The sequence below is a fragment of the Pseudomonas sp. RA_15y_Pfl1_P11 genome, from assembly GCF_963970975.1.
Taxonomy (GTDB): domain Bacteria; phylum Pseudomonadota; class Gammaproteobacteria; order Pseudomonadales; family Pseudomonadaceae; genus Aquipseudomonas; species Aquipseudomonas tritici.
Map to the genome: position 1 here is coordinate 13,936 of NZ_CAXAOY010000032.1, position 14,933 is coordinate 28,868.

13 protein-coding genes and 2 pseudogenes are annotated in these 14,933 nt (G+C 57.8%); 6 read left to right on the forward strand and 9 right to left on the reverse strand.

Going from position 1 to position 14,933, the window contains the following annotated elements:
• Positions 1-95: 95 nt before the first annotated feature.
• Positions 96-1,346: an MFS transporter gene (locus tag AACY44_RS26760; RefSeq protein WP_339531422.1), complete on the reverse strand. Its 1,251-nt coding sequence runs from the start codon at positions 1,344-1,346 to the stop codon at positions 96-98.
• A gap of 106 nt (positions 1,347-1,452) precedes the next feature.
• Here AACY44_RS26760 and AACY44_RS26765 point away from each other — a divergent pair, with 106 nt between their 5' ends.
• The 4 genes and pseudogenes from AACY44_RS26765 to AACY44_RS26780 all read left to right on the forward strand — a co-directional run bounded on the left by AACY44_RS26765 (position 1,453) and on the right by AACY44_RS26780 (position 5,713).
• A complete protein-coding gene (locus AACY44_RS26765) occupies positions 1,453-2,418 on the forward strand; it encodes an AraC family transcriptional regulator (RefSeq protein ID WP_339531424.1) in 966 nt (321 codons plus the stop codon).
• A 686-nt stretch (positions 2,419-3,104) separates the two neighbouring features.
• A complete protein-coding gene (gene gcvA / locus AACY44_RS26770; protein WP_339531425.1) occupies positions 3,105-4,013 on the forward strand; it encodes a transcriptional regulator GcvA in 909 nt (302 codons plus the stop codon).
• Between the two features lie 78 nt (positions 4,014-4,091).
• Positions 4,092-4,893 (forward strand): annotated as a pseudogene (locus AACY44_RS26775) (EamA family transporter).
• A gap of 58 nt (positions 4,894-4,951) precedes the next feature.
• Complete coding sequence (locus AACY44_RS26780; protein ID WP_339531427.1) at positions 4,952-5,713, forward strand: SDR family oxidoreductase; 762 nt, start codon at positions 4,952-4,954, stop codon at positions 5,711-5,713.
• A 210-nt stretch (positions 5,714-5,923) separates the two neighbouring features.
• On the opposite strand, the pseudogene AACY44_RS26785 reads toward AACY44_RS26780, so the two are convergent.
• A pseudogene (locus tag AACY44_RS26785) lies at positions 5,924-6,963 on the reverse strand (tyrosine-type recombinase/integrase); the annotation flags it as partial.
• Positions 6,964-7,139: 176 nt separating this feature from the next.
• Between AACY44_RS26785 and AACY44_RS27885 the strand changes: the two are divergent.
• Positions 7,140-7,436, forward strand: coding sequence for a hypothetical protein (locus tag AACY44_RS27885; protein WP_445261935.1), 297 nt, complete (start codon positions 7,140-7,142; stop codon positions 7,434-7,436).
• Between the two features lie 280 nt (positions 7,437-7,716).
• The gene (locus tag AACY44_RS26790) at positions 7,717-8,262 is read left to right on the forward strand and encodes an HAD family hydrolase (RefSeq protein ID WP_339531431.1); all 546 of its coding nucleotides are present in this window, start codon (positions 7,717-7,719) and stop codon (positions 8,260-8,262) included.
• A gap of 180 nt (positions 8,263-8,442) precedes the next feature.
• On the opposite strand, the gene AACY44_RS26795 is transcribed toward AACY44_RS26790, so the two are convergent.
• The 7 genes from AACY44_RS26795 to pilL2 form a co-directional block, all read right to left on the reverse strand.
• Complete coding sequence (locus tag AACY44_RS26795) at positions 8,443-9,174, reverse strand: TIGR03747 family integrating conjugative element membrane protein (protein WP_339531433.1); 732 nt, start codon at positions 9,172-9,174, stop codon at positions 8,443-8,445.
• Between the two features lie 89 nt (positions 9,175-9,263).
• Positions 9,264-11,369, reverse strand: coding sequence for a type IV conjugative transfer system coupling protein TraD (gene traD, locus AACY44_RS26800; protein WP_339531435.1), 2,106 nt, complete (start codon positions 11,367-11,369; stop codon positions 9,264-9,266).
• 9 nt (positions 11,370-11,378) lie between these two features.
• Positions 11,379-11,894 (reverse strand): integrating conjugative element protein, encoded by a 516-nt coding sequence (locus AACY44_RS26805; RefSeq protein WP_339531442.1) that lies wholly within the window; start codon positions 11,892-11,894, stop codon positions 11,379-11,381.
• Positions 11,891-12,439 carry a lytic transglycosylase gene (locus tag AACY44_RS26810; RefSeq protein WP_339531444.1) on the reverse strand — a complete coding sequence of 183 codons (549 nt, stop codon included), beginning with the start codon at positions 12,437-12,439 and terminating at the stop codon, positions 11,891-11,893. Before AACY44_RS26810 ends, AACY44_RS26805 begins: the two co-directional genes overlap by 4 nt.
• A complete protein-coding gene (locus AACY44_RS26815; RefSeq protein WP_060550361.1) occupies positions 12,421-13,140 on the reverse strand; it encodes a TIGR03759 family integrating conjugative element protein in 720 nt (239 codons plus the stop codon). The genes AACY44_RS26810 and AACY44_RS26815 overlap by 19 nt, the downstream gene beginning before the upstream one ends.
• A 9-nt stretch (positions 13,141-13,149) precedes the next feature.
• Complete coding sequence (locus tag AACY44_RS26820) at positions 13,150-13,821, reverse strand: chemotaxis protein (protein ID WP_339531446.1); 672 nt, start codon at positions 13,819-13,821, stop codon at positions 13,150-13,152.
• Positions 13,818-14,360 (reverse strand): PFGI-1 class ICE element type IV pilus protein PilL2, encoded by a 543-nt coding sequence (gene pilL2, locus AACY44_RS26825; RefSeq protein ID WP_339531448.1) that lies wholly within the window; start codon positions 14,358-14,360, stop codon positions 13,818-13,820. The genes AACY44_RS26820 and pilL2 overlap by 4 nt, the downstream gene beginning before the upstream one ends.
• Positions 14,361-14,933: the final 573 nt, after the last annotated feature.

Consider the following 14,933-nt stretch of genomic DNA (forward strand, 5'->3'; position numbering starts at 1 on the left):
GTACAAAGCCTTCCCTTGTGGCTGCTCAGGTTAAAGATGAGAGATAGCCCTACGTTATTCGGTCGGGATACCGAAAACCAAAGTGGCCCGACGCCTTAAAGATGCAGCGCCAGACCTGTGGAATCGCCGACAGGGGACGGCTGGACTTTGACGCGCCATGCAATAAGCAGCGCAGACAACAGCATCACGATCCCTCCAGCTATAAAGACGCCAGTGATGCCGCTGAAGCTAAACATTGCTCCTCCCGCGGCGGCACCCGCTGCGATGGAAGACTGCACCGAGGCCACCACCATCCCGCCCGCGCTTTCCGCCTGGTCAGGCACTGAACGTGCTACCCAGTTGGACCACGCCACCGGGACGCCCCCGAATGCCAACCCCCAAAACCCAACCAACAGCGCTTGCCCCGGTACTGAGGCAGGCAAAAACACCAGAGCCAGCGCTGCCAGCCCTACCAGCGCAGGCATGAGCGCCAGGGTCACGCGCAGACTGCGCGCAATCAGCCACCCGGTCAGCATCGTGCCAACAAAGTTGGCCACTCCGAACCCTAGCAACATAAGAGCGAGCCCATCCGTACCCACTCCGGTGGTGCTTTCCAAAAATGGTCGGATATAGGTGAACAGGGCGAAATGGCCTGTGTGTGCAAGTACACAACCAAACATGCCGATAGCAATGCCGGGACGCATCAGCACATCCAACACGGTTCTGAGTCGTGCCGGACTGCGCGGCGCCATGTGTGGCAGGGTGAACCACTGGAAGAGCAGAGTGATGCCGCCTGCGGCAGCCGCTGCGAGGAAAGCGGAGCGCCAGCCGTACAGTCCGCCCAAGTAACTTCCAAGTGGGACCGCGACGACCGTTCCTACTGCAATACCACTGAAAATGATCGACAGCGCGCGGGGGAGCAGCGAGGCCGGGACCAGACGCATTGCGACGGCCGCGGCCATGCACCAGAAACCACCCAGTGCCACCCCCAACAGAACACGCATGACCATCAGCACCCATATGCTGGACGACAAGGCAACCAGCAGATTGGATGCAATCATGAGGACTGAAAACCCCAAAAGCACTGTGCGTCGGTCAAGCGTTCGCGTGAAGCCTGGTACCAGCAATCCGGCAAACAGTGCCACGACGGCAGTCACCGTCACCGCTTGTCCCGCGATAGCTTCGGATACACCCAAGTCGGTGGCCATGGGGGTCAGCAGACTGGCCGGAAGATACTCGGCGGTCAGCAATCCGAACACACCCATTGCCAGCGAGAATACCGCCATCCACGCCGGCATCTTCGGTTCTATATCATCAAAACTGCCATGGTCGATATCGGATCCGGTGTTACATACGCTGCTATTCATTTATAAATATCTCCCTAAAATTGACGCGAACCCAAGTCTAGGCATCAAAATCAGGATTAACTATGATGGAGCGTCTGTAGTTATTGATCAAAACACCGGAATAAACATGTCTGAGCATTTCGCCCTTTCTTCCGATCTCATCAGCGAATTACTGACCGGCATGCGCCTGCGTGGCGTCCAGTACCGTCGCATCCAAACCGGACCATCGTTCGGCATCAGCTTGAACGCCAAGCCTGGACATGCCTACTTTCACTACCTCGCTGTCGGCTCTGCTGTGCTGCGCACGGAAGATGGCGTGCTGCATGAATTGTCCGCAGGGAATGCGGTGTTCCTGCCTCAGGGCGCGGCGCATCAGCTTCTGTCCCGCGTGGGGGAACCGATCCAGGACATCAGCTACTTCGAGTCGGCGCCTTTGGGTGATACAGTCAGCGCCGTCAACCTGTGCCCTACGACCAGCGCCATTCCCAGCACCATTCTTTTTTACGGCTGCATGCAGTTCGATCTTGGTGGAATGCAGGGGCTGGGGCCCTTGATGCCGGGCCTGATGGCCGTCGATGCCACAAGCGATCGTTACCCCGGGCTCATTCCGATACTCGCCGCCATGAAAGGAGAAATCTGCTCGGGTCGCATCGGCTTCGCCGGGATTCTCGCCCGTCTTGCTGATGTAGTCGCCGCGATGATCGTACGGGGTTGGGTTGAATGTGGTTGTGACGATGCGTCTGGCTTGGTCGCTGCGCTACGTGACCCCAGACTGGCCCGCGCCATTCTGGCGCTCCATCGTCACCCGGGTCGCAATTGGACAGTGTCGGAGCTGGCAGAGGAGTGCAATTCCTCCCGCTCTGTCTTTGCTGAACGCTTCCAGGCAACAATCGGAACGCCGCCACTACGCTATGCCACCGAATTGAGGATGCACCTCGCCAGTCAGTGGCTGATCCAAGACAGGGTCCCCATCGAAACCGTGGCGCAGAACCTCGGTTACACCTCTCAAGCAGCCTTCAGCCGTGCATTCAAACGCATCACGGGCCGCCCGCCCGGGGCCAGCCGACTGTCTCATCGGCTGCTTGGTTCCTGAGGCTCGCTGTCAGGGATAGGGCAGACGCTTTCGCCAACGAAACCACTTAAATAAGCGGCTAGTACTCAGTGGACGATCCGCTTGCTAACTGTTGTCCGATACTTCTGCTGAAGCTTTTGAAGTACGACGTCGGTTGCAATGTCGGCTTCTGGCTGTGGATTCAATTGGCCGACGCAACAAATTGGCTAAATCGTTCAGCGGGTGTTTCGTCGTTTAGTTTTTTCCAAGGGCGCCCGTATCCGGCGCGCCCTGGCCAATGTCATTGCCTTGGTAGCGGCGAAGTCGCTGTATGCGTAAAGATCGACGATAGCTGGCCCGTTATCCTGGTAGGTCATAGTGTTGGAAGGTGTACGGTCGCGCCTACCTGCTCGGGTAATGCATTTGAATTGGCGTACGATCAATATAAGGCGTTGCCCGCTGACGAACTGGTCGCCGAGCGTGCCAACATCAGCCAGATGTTTCCCCTTCTGGCCCGCACTACGTGATCGACACGATTGTAGAGTTACCCCCGTGGTCGACCACATTTACGCACGCCTCAGTCGCGCGGATACGCCGCAGAACGGCTAACGCAATCTGGGTTGGCCGATGGCGGCGTTTTTCCAGTACTTTCGGCAGCAGGCCGCCAGGCTCTAACATGAACTCTCACTCATAACTCGCGCGCATAAACGTCCGCTGAGAACCCTGCCATGAGACATCTGCCACCGACAGCCACCTTGCGCGCCTTTGAGGTGGCCACGCGGCACGCCACCTTCACCTCGGCGTCCGAGGAGCTGCATATCACCCAAAGCGCCGTCAGCCATCAGCTCAAGTACCTCGAGGACATCTGGGGCCTGAAGTTGTTCGAGCGGGGCAAGTCCCTGACCCTGACTCCCGCCGGGGCGGCCCTGGCCCCTATCGTGCGTGAGTTCTTCATGAGTCTTGAGGCCACGCTCGCCGAACTGCGGGAGCACAAGGGCAGAGTTCGGGTCAAGATCAGTACCACCTATTCCTACGCCCTGAAGTGGCTGCTTCCACGGTTGTCGAGCCTGGCCCAACAACACCCTGAGATATTGGTGACGCTGGACACCAGTGACAAAGCCATCAAGTTCTCCAGCACAGACCCCGATGTGGCGATTCGCCTGGGCACAGGAAATTATCCAGGCCTTTACTCGGAGTTCCTGTTCCGCGAACACATCTTTCCCGTGGCCAGCCCCGAGCTGCTCAAACGCTTCGGCCTACCCCGCCAGCCAGCCGAGTTATTGCGTTACCCCTTGCTGACCCGCGACGGCGCTGACCTGGTGCCAAAATGGGAGATATGGTTTCAACATGTTGGGCTGGGCATTTACACCCTCCAGGAGAGTGTTAGGTTTGCCGACACCAACATGACCGTCGAAGCCGCCTTGTTGGGCCAGGGAATCGCCCTGGCCCGCAGCGGCCATGTCGAAGCGCAAATCGCCGCCGGTAGCCTGGTCAAGCTGTTCAATGTGCCGTTCCCTTCCCCGGTCGCCTATTACTTCGTCTGCCCTAAGGGCATTGAAGCACAACCTCACATAGCAATCTTCCGCCACTGGCTGAGTGAGCAGGCTACCCACGCCCAGCTGGCCTATGGGCTGTGATGCGACATGAGAGTTTACTCATGCTGCAATGAGTAGACTTCGCTGTCGCAGACGCGTATCGGCGGCCTAACATGGCGCATGCCTATCCACATCACTTCACTCGTGTTGTTCGCTGCCTTGCTGCATACCACCTGGAATGCGCTGCTGCGCGGCGGTAGCGACCGGCTCTGGTTAATGACCATCATGTGCCTGGCCGTGGCTATCGCCAGCGCTATCACTGCCCTGTTCATGGCCGCTTCTGCCAGAGCCAACTGGCCCTATGCCATGCTGTCAGCACTGTTGCATCTAGACTACAACCTGTTTTTGGGTGCGCAGCTACCGCGCGGGCGACCTGGGGCAAACCTATCCAGTGGCACGGGGCTCTTCGCCGATCCTGATCACGCTCGCTGCGGGGATATTTGCCGGGGAGCGTGTCCAGGCCAGCGCATTGATGGGCATCGCCCTGGTATCAGGCGGCATTATTTCACTGGCCTGCAGCAAGGGGCAGTTGGCGTTGCCCGGCTTGTCCTATTCGTTAGGCACCGGAGGTTTCATCGCTACCTAGAGCATTACCGACGGTATCGGCGCGCGCCTGTCCGGCGCTCCGATGGCTTATCGTGCTGATGCCGGCGGTGTATATCGGCCGGCGAGGCCCCCGCAGTCTGTTGAGCCCTCGCCCCGGCGTGATGACGGCAGTCGTGAGTGGCCTGGTGTCTCTTTTGGCCTATGGCATCGTCATCTATGCCATGTCTGATGCCCCCATGGGTGCGGTCTCGGCGTTGCGCGAAACCAGCGTGCTGTTCGCAGCATTGATTGGCTATTTTTCCTGGGGGAGACGTTAACCGTCAGACAGATACTGGCGTGCATGATGATCGCTCTGGGCACCATCATTATGAGTTGAAGGCCACCGGCAAAGGGCTAGTCCCGATTATTTGTTCCACTACATGAGAGTTCACACCATGAAGATAGCCTCACAAGCACCCCTGATTCTGATCACCGGAGGAAGTCGCGGCGTAGGTGCCGCAACGGCGCGGCTCGCGGCTTCCCAGGGTTACGATGTAGCGATAAGCTTTATTGCCGATGAGTCGGCTGCCGCCGCAGTAGTGGTCGATGTGCAAGCCATAGGGCGACGCGCACTAGCCGTGCGTGCCGATAGCGCAGATCCGGAACAGGTCGTACACCTTTTCGCGGCAATCGACCAGTACTTCGGCCGTCTTGATGTGTTAGTGAATAATGCTGCAGTATTGGCGCGCCAGTCTCGGCTGGAGAACCTAGGGATCGAGCGACTGCAGCGTATCTTCGCGGTCAATGCCATCGGCCCGATCTTGTGTGCGCAGCAGGCGATCAAGCGTATGTCGTATCGGCACCATGGCCGTGGTGGCTCGGTGATCAATATATCCTCGGCGTCGGCCCGTCTCGGTAGCCCGAACGAATACGTCGACTACGCAGCCTCCAAGGGAGCGCTTGAAACCTTCACGATCGGCTTTGCCAAGGAAGTTGCCCGTGAGGGCATCCGCGTGAACTGCATACGCCCCGGGCATATTTACACTGACATGCATGCCAGCGGCGGCGAGCCGGGACGGGTGGATCGCGTCAAGGACTCGATACCCATGGGCCGAGGAGGCCAGCCTGAAGAAGTGGCGCGGGCTATTTTGTGGCTGGCCAGCGCCGAGGCGTCGTTTACCACCGGCACCTTCCTTGATGTGACAGGCGGAAAGTGAGTGGCCGGACAGATTGAAAGTGCATGTGTAAGAGGCGCTGCACGTTATTCAGCCAACACGGTTTTTGACATATGTGTGTTCCGGATTGCCGGGGAATGGCGGCGCCCATATACCCCGGCAAGGCGATATCTGTATTCGCCTCGCGCGTTGCTTGCCATGGACCGATCATCTCCAAATCGCGGACGTTCTCTTCGCAACGAAGAATGCTCGCTATGTCCACGAAACTATGAGGAACCAGCCTAAAGACACCGGCTTATGAGGCGGCAGAGATCCAGTCGCGGTCTAAGCTGGAAAGACAACATCAACTCGTTTGGCGGGTGCTCGTCAATTGATGACAGCCCGACACTGAATCGATCGCCCAACAGGTTCCAGGCGCGCTTCTTCTCTACGGCATAATCGTGGTGCAGGTAGTGGCGTCTCACCCGCGAGCCGGCCAGCAAATGGCTCTGACAGCGATCGATGACGTCCAGGCTGACCCCCAAGGCCTGCATCATGGTCGCGCCCGCGCGGCGCAGGTCATGCGGCGTCCAGTCACCGTTCTGGCCGTCGGCAAGCACCAACGTGTCGTCATCACTCCGTCTTGAAAGGGCCTTGCGGTTTTTGAACCTAACCTGGCGATCGCCGACCTGTTTACTCACCACTTTCACATCCACATGTCCGTCATCCTGCTTGTTCGGAAAGCACCATTGCGAATGTCCCGTGAGGCTTTTAAGTTCCTGAAAGAAATGCAGGGCAAAAGGGGAGACGAACATAAGGTGGTCCTGTTTCTTGGCGCTTGTGCCTTTGACATTTTCGGTGGAGAGGAACCAGGTCTGCTGGTCCAGATAGACATTTTTCCATTCGGCCTGCAGCAACTCGGGAATCCTGCATAGCGTGCCCAGGCTGATCCAGAGCGCGAGTTGCGTTTCCTTCTTTAGCGGTCGAATGCCGTCGTATTTTTGGCCCGTGGAGAGGGCGTCGTAATTGGCGGTCATTTGCTGGAAGCAGTTGTGCAGTTCCACCAGCTCAGCCGGGGAAAGGATGCGGCTTCGTTCTGTCTCGTAGTCGGCAGGCATCAAGGGGGAGATGTCGACCAGTTCCGTCGGATCGTCCTCGACTAATAAGGCACGCCAAGGCTGAGGCTTTCTAGCCCAGCTAAACATCTGGGTAAGGTCGGCGAAGAAGCTGATGGCTTGCCGCTGAGCGTCGCGGTTGACCACGGTGCGGATCAGCGCCCGAACATCGTGCTCCGACACGCTATAGATCCTTGTACCACGGGCGTCATGCGGAGCCCATTGGCATGTGCCTGGCTTAGGCTGCGAGTACGGGGCGATTCTGCTGGTATTTCGGGGCAGTTTTCTTTGGCTCGGTCGGGCTGTTTCTCGCGCTGGTTCACGTCAACCCCTAAGCGCGACAGTTTGGTATTTCCGCCACCCTGGCGAACTTGTTGATCGGACTGTTCGGCGCAGGCAGCGTCGCCGGCCGGTTGCTCCTAGGCAGCGTTGGTGACCGGATGGGCGCGCGTCGCCTGCTGATCGTTTTGACATTCACGCTGGTGCTGCTCAATCTGCTGTGTCTGAGTGCCATACATTTGTCACGCTGGCGCTGTTCGCCATTTTTTTTTTTTGCGTGGTCAACGGTGGCTGCATATCCCTTTACCCATCGGTGGCCGCCAATTGATTTGGCACGGCGAATCTGGGGGCGATCCAGGGCTCGCTGTACATTGCGGTGGGGGCAGCCATGATCGGCGGCAGTGTCGAGGGGCTGTTGTTCGACCTTTATCAGAGTTAAGCGGCATCTATCATCTTGGGCGCGCGCTGTGCACTGCTATTGGTGGTGTTCATCCTGATAGCCGCTCGCCCGTTGCCTGAGATTACCATCCCGGCAGCCTCGGCAGGTTCCTGAGCGAGCAACGGTGATGACTGACTGTCTTGAGATTCATGATCTGCGTTCTGCGTTGAGTGTGCTTTAGCCTCACGGGCAAACCGTCGCGCACATCGCTACGCCGATGGTTCCGAACCTGGATGCTGAGTGACTATCCGGCCGCGTACCGAACCACGACCAACTCGGTGATGAGCGCAGAGCAACCACTGCGGTTATACCGTAAGCCCCGCACTGGGGCATTTTCGGTATTGTTGTGGGTGTTCGGCAGCCGGGCCAATACCCGGATTTTCCTGGACCCTCAAGGCCGGCACTGCAGCGAGGTGTGCAATGCCGAGTTGATGTACCGGGCGATCACTGTCGACGATCGCGCGCCCAAGCCGGGCCCAGAGAGCTTTCTTGAACGGATCAAGACTCGGATGCGTCACGGCGACAACGCCCGGGTCTTGGTGATCGGCGACACCGAGATCGATCTCGGGTACTTCCACAACCTTGGAGTAGCGAGTTGCTGGGCGGCTTACGGGTATGGGATTGCATCACGCTGTGAGGTGCTGGCGCCGGATTTTGTTATTCAGTCGGCGACTAGTCTGCTTCGGCTGGAGGACTGCCGCGCGTCAAAGGTGCGCCCGGGCGCCAGGAGTCAGTCTAATGAGCAGGTAATCTGCCTATCTGGCCGGACTCTTGAGTGACTTTGGTTTTGAAGGATTGGAATAGCACCGGCGCTGTAGCTGCATGAAATAGTCGCTTAAAAGGCTAGTGACGATGTCCAACTTTCTTGGGGGAAAATTGAATGCAGACTATGTCTTGCCTTTGGAGGGTTGGGTAGATGAGTTGGCCGGGCGACTAGGATTTTTTAGCTAATTGCATTGTTAGAGGTATTTTTTGAACGTCGTTGCCGTGAGTGCTGTTGTTATCCCTAGCATCACCGCGCTAGGAAAAAAAATAGCTATGGGATTAAGCGAAAAGGGCAAGGAGAGGTAAACGCCCCAAGGCACGATCAGCAGCGGTATCAATGCTCGTTTAGCACGGTGATAGACAAAACTGCTCTCTCGCCCAGCGCCAAATTTTCGCAGGTCTCGGCGCATCAGGCCATCCACAAAACCGGTGAGCATGGCCAGCAGAAATAGGGGGGTGGCCAGGACCAGAATGGTCAGTCGCACCACGTAGGTAAAGGTCACATACACCGCCGCCAGTACGAAGTCCTCAATGCTCACGTAGAGCTGATTGGTCCAGCTCCAAAAGCCGTTGCCTAAGCTCGATACCCGCGCCTGCCGGGCAAAATCCGCAAAGCCAGTCTTAACCAATAGCCATTGATTGAGAAAATCCAGCCATTGGACAATCGTCTGTCCAGGTTGTTGGAGGATGAGAGAAAATTTGAAGTGCTCACTCAGCCAGCCCAGTTCGTTCTCCAACATGGCTTTGCTGTGCCGCCAACCCTGGTCGCCCCAGAACAGCAGCAAGCCGGCGAACTCGATGAGGATCGAAAACAGCAATGAGGAGATCAGCAAACCGATGATGCGTAAAACTAAGCCAATCGCCGAGATGATCAATCCCGGGCGCTGGATCGGTTGTGGCGGCGTATTCTGTGCGGTCGTCGCCATCGTTCACTCCATTGCGCGTTGCAGTGTTGGTGTTGTCACGACGCCTTTTGGAGCGTTTTTGCTGAATCGAAACCTGTGGTGAGGCCGGGCTAGTCCACCTGATCCAAATCGAAGTTTGTAGTCGGGCCGCCACCGCTTGCGCTCCACCATTGTCCTGCCTGTTTGTTGTAAGCCGCCCGCATCCGTTGGGTAAGCTCCTGCAGGTCTTTGGGCATGGCATCGTCGTTGGAGGGTTTTGGCAACGGCATGCGGACTTTCCAGAGCTGGCCCCCGGCCTGGAAGGAGAACATTTGCCCCTTGGGCAAACTGACGATGTGAGCAGGCTCAATCAGCGGCACGCCGGTGCTGCTGACACGGTCCTGTGAAGACGAGGTGAAGTCCGTGTTGGCCTCCGGATCGGAGGTGTCGGTCGCGCCCGAGACCAGGGTCTTGGTCAGCACATTAACCTTGGGCAACTGCTGGGTGAGCAGTTCCGCGGTCGCGGTTTCGCGCACCCGCAGCATCTGTAGGGTGTTGAAATTGCCGACCACCTGGCCGGCCTTGGCGCGGTTGCCTATACGTGCTTCGATATCGCTGAGGGTTTGGGTGTAGGCGGTTACCTGGATACCGGCACCGCCCCCCTTGTTGATCAGCGGAATGAACTCATTGCCCATCAACTCGTTGAACTCATCGGCATGCAGGTTGATTGGCAGTTTGTCACCAGCGTTGCCAGATTGAGGCAGCCCATGGTCAATGCCATGTTTGTAGATATGTCCTGCGACCGAGACCAAGTCGGCGAACATCGAATTGCCCACGGCGGCGGCCACTTCGGCATCAGTCAGCGCATCGAGGCCAACGTAGACGATGCCGCGTTTTCGGATGATCTGCATCCAGTCGAAGATCGGCCGCGGGTCATCCAGGTCGGTGTAGTTGGGAGCCAGTAACTGAGCGGTCTTGCCGGTGGTGAGCTTTTCCAGCAGCGGCAGTAGCGAGGCCACGATTTTGTCGAAGTAAGTGCGGTCGTAGCGCACCGCTGAACGCAGTCCGTCCATTACCGGATCAAATACACGCTTCACTGCCAGATATTGCTCGATAGCCACTACCCGCTTTTCGCGTCCTATCATATGCCGGGGAATGTTCTTCTCGGTGAGCTTGCCTTCGAGCTGGACGATCACTTCCCACGCCTTCGGGTCGGTCTTGGCGAAAAACTGCTGGGCGTATTCGATGAACAGCGCATCGATGTTGACCACATGCCGCTGGATCTGCAGGTAGTCCGGACGCCGGCCCAATTCGATCAAAGCCCGGGCAATGATGTTGACGAAACGCCAGGCGAACTCACGGAAGGCCGCGGAGTTACCTTCTCCACTGAGCTGCCCAGCAATGCGAGATGCCACCTCAGAAATACGTCCGAAACGTCCCACCGCGTTGTAGCGGGCGGAGATTTCTGGCCAGCCCAGATGGAAGACATAAAACTCTTTCTCCCGACCGGCACGTTTGGCTTCGACGTACATGCGCTTGAGCAAGTCGGCATCGCCCTTCGGGTCGAAGACAATCACTACCTCATGTTCAATGCGGTGAATGTCCTGGGTGATGTACACCTCGGCGAGTCGCGTCTTGCCGACGCGGGTCGTGCCTAGCACCAGGGTGTGACCGACCCGTTCGCCCAATGGCAGACTGACTTCCGTTTCATCGGGCTCGACCCCATGCAGCACTGGCGAGCCTCCTACCGGTGGTAAAGGGCGCAACGGATTGAAGGCACTGTCCCAGGCAGTGACACGGGCCAATATCGAGAGCGGAAACGGTGCATGCTCAAGGGACCGTTCGAGACCACGGGCCATGCGATAGCGTGTCGGTTGGTCGACATAGTGGGCGACCGCCGGATCCTGGGCTTCGACCAGGCGCTGGGTGTGCAGGCGGGTCCAGCGAAAGCCGCGGCCCATGAACAGACGCTTGCGGCTGATCGGAATTTGTCGACTGGTCAGCTCGTAACGGGGCAGCCGACGGATATTGCGCCGATAGCGCAGCACCTCCCAGGCTTGTCGAAGCCGAATAAGGCCGAACAGGGCATAGGCCAGCGCCGCAACCAGCCCGATCTCGGGTGACAGGGCCACAGCCCAAGGCGAGTACACGCACAACACCGCGGCGGCGATGCAGATCGCTACTGTGTACAACTCCACCGCCGGCCGGAGCTTGGACTCCATCGCATGTTCGGCCATGACCTGGACTCATTGTTCCAATGAGGTGGCGGTGATCACGACGGGGTAGTGCTCGATCTGCAAGCGGGTGGCAATGTCGTTACCGTTGACCGGCAGGATGGTGATGCCCGGGGCGGCTGCTCGAATCCGGATCAAAGCTTCGGCATCGGTTACTTCAACCGCTAGACCAGCCGCGCCCATTTCCTGCAATTCAGTCGCGCGTTGACGCAACCAAGCCAGTGATTGGGTATCCTCACCCACCAGGAAAAATGGCCGTAACCCCGGCATGTTTAAGGCGCGAGACTTGATTTGGCCGGGGCTCAAGTGGGAGCTGCGAACGGGTAATATCCAGGTTTCATCGGCAAACGTGGACAAGTCCGCATGCATGGCTCGACCAAGTTGGATATTGTTGTTTATGGGCGGCCTGGCAACTTTAAAATGGGGACGGATGAAGCCGCCAAACTGGTCCTCTGCAATGGATTGTTTCGACTGGGCGAAAGCAGCCAAGAGCAGGGAGAGGTAATAGCCAATAGGAATTCGTTTCATGGTGGTGTGCCTTGTTCAGCGGAAGCCTGTAGCCGTGCGAGTTGCCGGGAGAATCCATCGCGGTAAAGCGCGGCGGGTAAACCTCCCGCAGGGCGGTGATAACGCCCAGCGGCTGAAACCCAGTCACCGGTAACGGCGTGATGCTCTTGCAGCAGGGCGGCAGTCACAGCCAGATTGCGGTAGGGTTCGAGAGCTTCGCAGGGACTGGAAAAACGTTGTCCGTGATAACCCAGGTTGGTTTGCCCAAGTCCGGCGTCGACCCGTTTAGCGTCATATTGCGTGAGCGCCTGGAGCAAGGCGTGACATGCGGCCTGGCGAGTGGCGAAACGGTAGGGTGTTCCGGCGATATTCAGGGTCCAAGGCCACGGCAGCAGTCGACCACGGACGCGAATACCGCTCTCTTGTAAGGCAATCGCGAACAACACCGTAGAAGGGATGTTGGCGTCATGCGCCGCCAGTTGATAAGCCGGAGGCGGAAGTTCGTTAGCCCGAACCGCGTGCACCGTCAGCAGGAGCGCAATAGCAATCAATCGAGACGTTGCCATTGTCCATTCACCTGTTGAAATGTGGCGGGCAATGGCCCCGGAGCCCCCAGGCTGAACCATCGACCACGGTCATGGTTCAGGGTGATCTGCCGGCGTTTAACCTTAGCCGGATCGATGTCCGCTTGCCGAGCCCAACTGCGGACGCGTTCATCCTCGCCCTGGCTGCCCACCAGGTAGATATCGAACGCCGTGTCACTGTTCTGCAAACGTTGTGCTTCAGCGGTGCATGCAGGGCAGTGGTCCTCCACAAACAGGGCTGGGCGCGGGGCGACTGATGAGCTGGTAGGGGAAGAAGATGCCATACCCTGGATCGGTAGCTGCCCAGGAAACAGCTTGGTCCAGGCCGCGGTGTAAGCGTTTTGGTAGGCCAATTCACGCTCGGCGCGTTTGGCTTCCAGTGCTACCTGTAATTCAGCATAGCGCTGGCGCTCTTGGTCGGTCTGGGCCTCAACCCCTAGGGCGGTCAAGGGATCGAGATTCGGGCTCCAGAAACCACGTGGGCCGGCTTGGATCTTTTCGAAGCGCGTCCACTCCTGCTCCGTCAGACCCCAGCTTGCAGCCTGTTCAGAGTGCGAGCGTCCCAGCGGAGTGGATTGTGTGTCCTGGATCCGTGACGGTGTCGTGACAGGGGTGCCCATCGCAGCGCCCGTGCTGAGCAGCGAAACGAGATAGACGACGGGCAACAGTGGCGCTCGGTTCATAGTCGTTTCTCAGGGGATTTGCACTGTCTGGTCTGGATGAGCGGTCACTGCGAAGATGGCCGCGTTCGGCTCCAGCACTTTCAGTTGCCATGTGCCGAGCTGCTCGCCGTTGTGCAGCAACCGGATATCGTTGAGCGAGCGACTATCAGGAGGCACGACCGCCAGAAATCGCTCGCCACCACGGGACTCGACACTCAATACTGAGAATGGCGGCGGGAGTGGGGCAGGCTTTGGGCGAGCGGTTTTCTTCGGCTTGGCCGGGGAAGGTGTCGGTGGTTGAAGTGTTGGCTGTGGCTTGAGGTCCAGGAGTTGCTGCTCGACGTGCTCAAGTCGTGCGCGTAGCGCGTTCATGTCGGTTGCGGTGGCTCGGTCTGCCAGACGGTCGCGCAGTTCCTGTATCTCTTGCGCCCATTGATCCAACATCGGATCGAGTGTGTTGGCCTGTTGCTCACCGGAATCCACCATCTGCTTCAGGTCTTTCAGTGCGTACTGCAGCTTCTCCTGCGCGTCTTTGAGAGCGCTCGAATCATTTTGCAAGGTTTGCAGGATCTCTAGGTGTTGGGTGTTCGCATTTTCTAGCTCGATCACGCGTTGATACTGGTTGTACAAACCACCACTCAGCCCGGAGACCGCCAGGCAAAGTGAGCCGACAATGAGAGTTTGAAACGTCGAGGCTTTCATGGACGTACCCCCGACTGATGGGGCGAGATGGGGAGTAACAGCGCGACGCCAGCCTTCGTTTTCTGCCGTTCGAAGCAGACCGAACGGCTGACCTCATCGGTCGTGAGTTGCCAGGCGGAGCCCGCCAGTACTTGTAGTGCGCTGCGTAACGGAATCGGGCCGAGCTGGTAATGGGCTGCAGGCAGAGGCCGAGTGAAAAGTGTCTTTACTAGTTCGGTGGTAGGGCAGAGCGAATAACCCGAGCGCTGCAGCACGTAGTGCATCGCCTCCTGTACCGAGGGATTAAGGTTGGACGGTATGTTCACATCAATTATTTGAGCGAGAAGATCACGTTGCTCCGTGGTGGGCTCTGTGCTCACCAGCGTATAGCGACCATAACGGATCTCCGCCGGATGGCTTGCTTCGGCCGGGCTCCTTGATAATTGGGTCAGATTGGAGCCACTGTCGATCTTTGGATTAGTCGGCAATGGGGTGGGGATTTGCGCGCTGCAGGCACTCAAAAGACCCAGCAGGCAGACAGGCGTAAAAAAACGCTCCATGGAAAAGCCTCATGTCAGATTCAGTGCAGAACCTGACATGAGGTGAAGGAGTGATTCAGTAAAAAATCGATTCAGAGGATGATCGATTTAAGTCCAGTCACAGCCTGAAATGTGGTTTGTTTCGACGAGCATGCCCCCGATAAGTGAGAACGGCCCTGGCAATTTGAAGTTGTCAGAAAGGCTCTCCAGTCGGATACCGGTACTGCGGTTTCCTGATTTGGTCGTGCGGATAGTCATGTTGGGGTGGGGCGGATATCCGCAGTAAGAAGAAGGTGTTACGAATCCTAAGAATAATGAGTCAATGTTTTGACAGCGGTGGATTTTCTATCTATACACAAGACGTCGGCGCTAGAAACTAGTTATACCCATCAGCGGGGCGCCTCTTCGAAAGGAATTTCATCGTGCCGAACCCTAGTGAAAGGGAAGAGGAGCTGGTTCAGATCCGCCGTATGTAGTGGTCTAATGAAACCGGACACCCATTTAGGCGAGAATGCTCGCCAGAACGAGGTGTCAGATGACCAAACAACGCCGTACCTTTTCCCCTGAATTCAAACGCGAGGCTGCCGACCTCGT

Bases quoted from the DNA above. Each gene is read 5' to 3' on its own strand.
- AACY44_RS26760 (WP_339531422.1), bottom strand. From the start codon at position 1,346: ATGAATAGCAGCGTATGTAACACCGGATCCGATATCGACCATGGCAGT.
- AACY44_RS26765 (WP_339531424.1), top strand. From the start codon at position 1,453: ATGTCTGAGCATTTCGCCCTTTCTTCCGATCTCATCAGCGAATTACTG.
- gcvA (WP_339531425.1), top strand. From the start codon at position 3,105: ATGAGACATCTGCCACCGACAGCCACCTTGCGCGCCTTTGAGGTGGCC.
- AACY44_RS26780 (WP_339531427.1), top strand. From the start codon at position 4,952: ATGAAGATAGCCTCACAAGCACCCCTGATTCTGATCACCGGAGGAAGT.
- AACY44_RS26790 (WP_339531431.1), top strand. From the start codon at position 7,717: ATGCTGAGTGACTATCCGGCCGCGTACCGAACCACGACCAACTCGGTG.
- AACY44_RS26795 (WP_339531433.1), bottom strand. From the start codon at position 9,174: ATGGCGACGACCGCACAGAATACGCCGCCACAACCGATCCAGCGCCCG.
- traD (WP_339531435.1), bottom strand. From the start codon at position 11,369: ATGGCCGAACATGCGATGGAGTCCAAGCTCCGGCCGGCGGTGGAGTTG.
- AACY44_RS26805 (WP_339531442.1), bottom strand. From the start codon at position 11,894: ATGAAACGAATTCCTATTGGCTATTACCTCTCCCTGCTCTTGGCTGCT.
- AACY44_RS26810 (WP_339531444.1), bottom strand. From the start codon at position 12,439: ATGGCAACGTCTCGATTGATTGCTATTGCGCTCCTGCTGACGGTGCAC.
- AACY44_RS26815 (WP_060550361.1), bottom strand. From the start codon at position 13,140: ATGAACCGAGCGCCACTGTTGCCCGTCGTCTATCTCGTTTCGCTGCTC.
- AACY44_RS26820 (WP_339531446.1), bottom strand. From the start codon at position 13,821: ATGAAAGCCTCGACGTTTCAAACTCTCATTGTCGGCTCACTTTGCCTG.
- pilL2 (WP_339531448.1), bottom strand. From the start codon at position 14,360: ATGGAGCGTTTTTTTACGCCTGTCTGCCTGCTGGGTCTTTTGAGTGCC.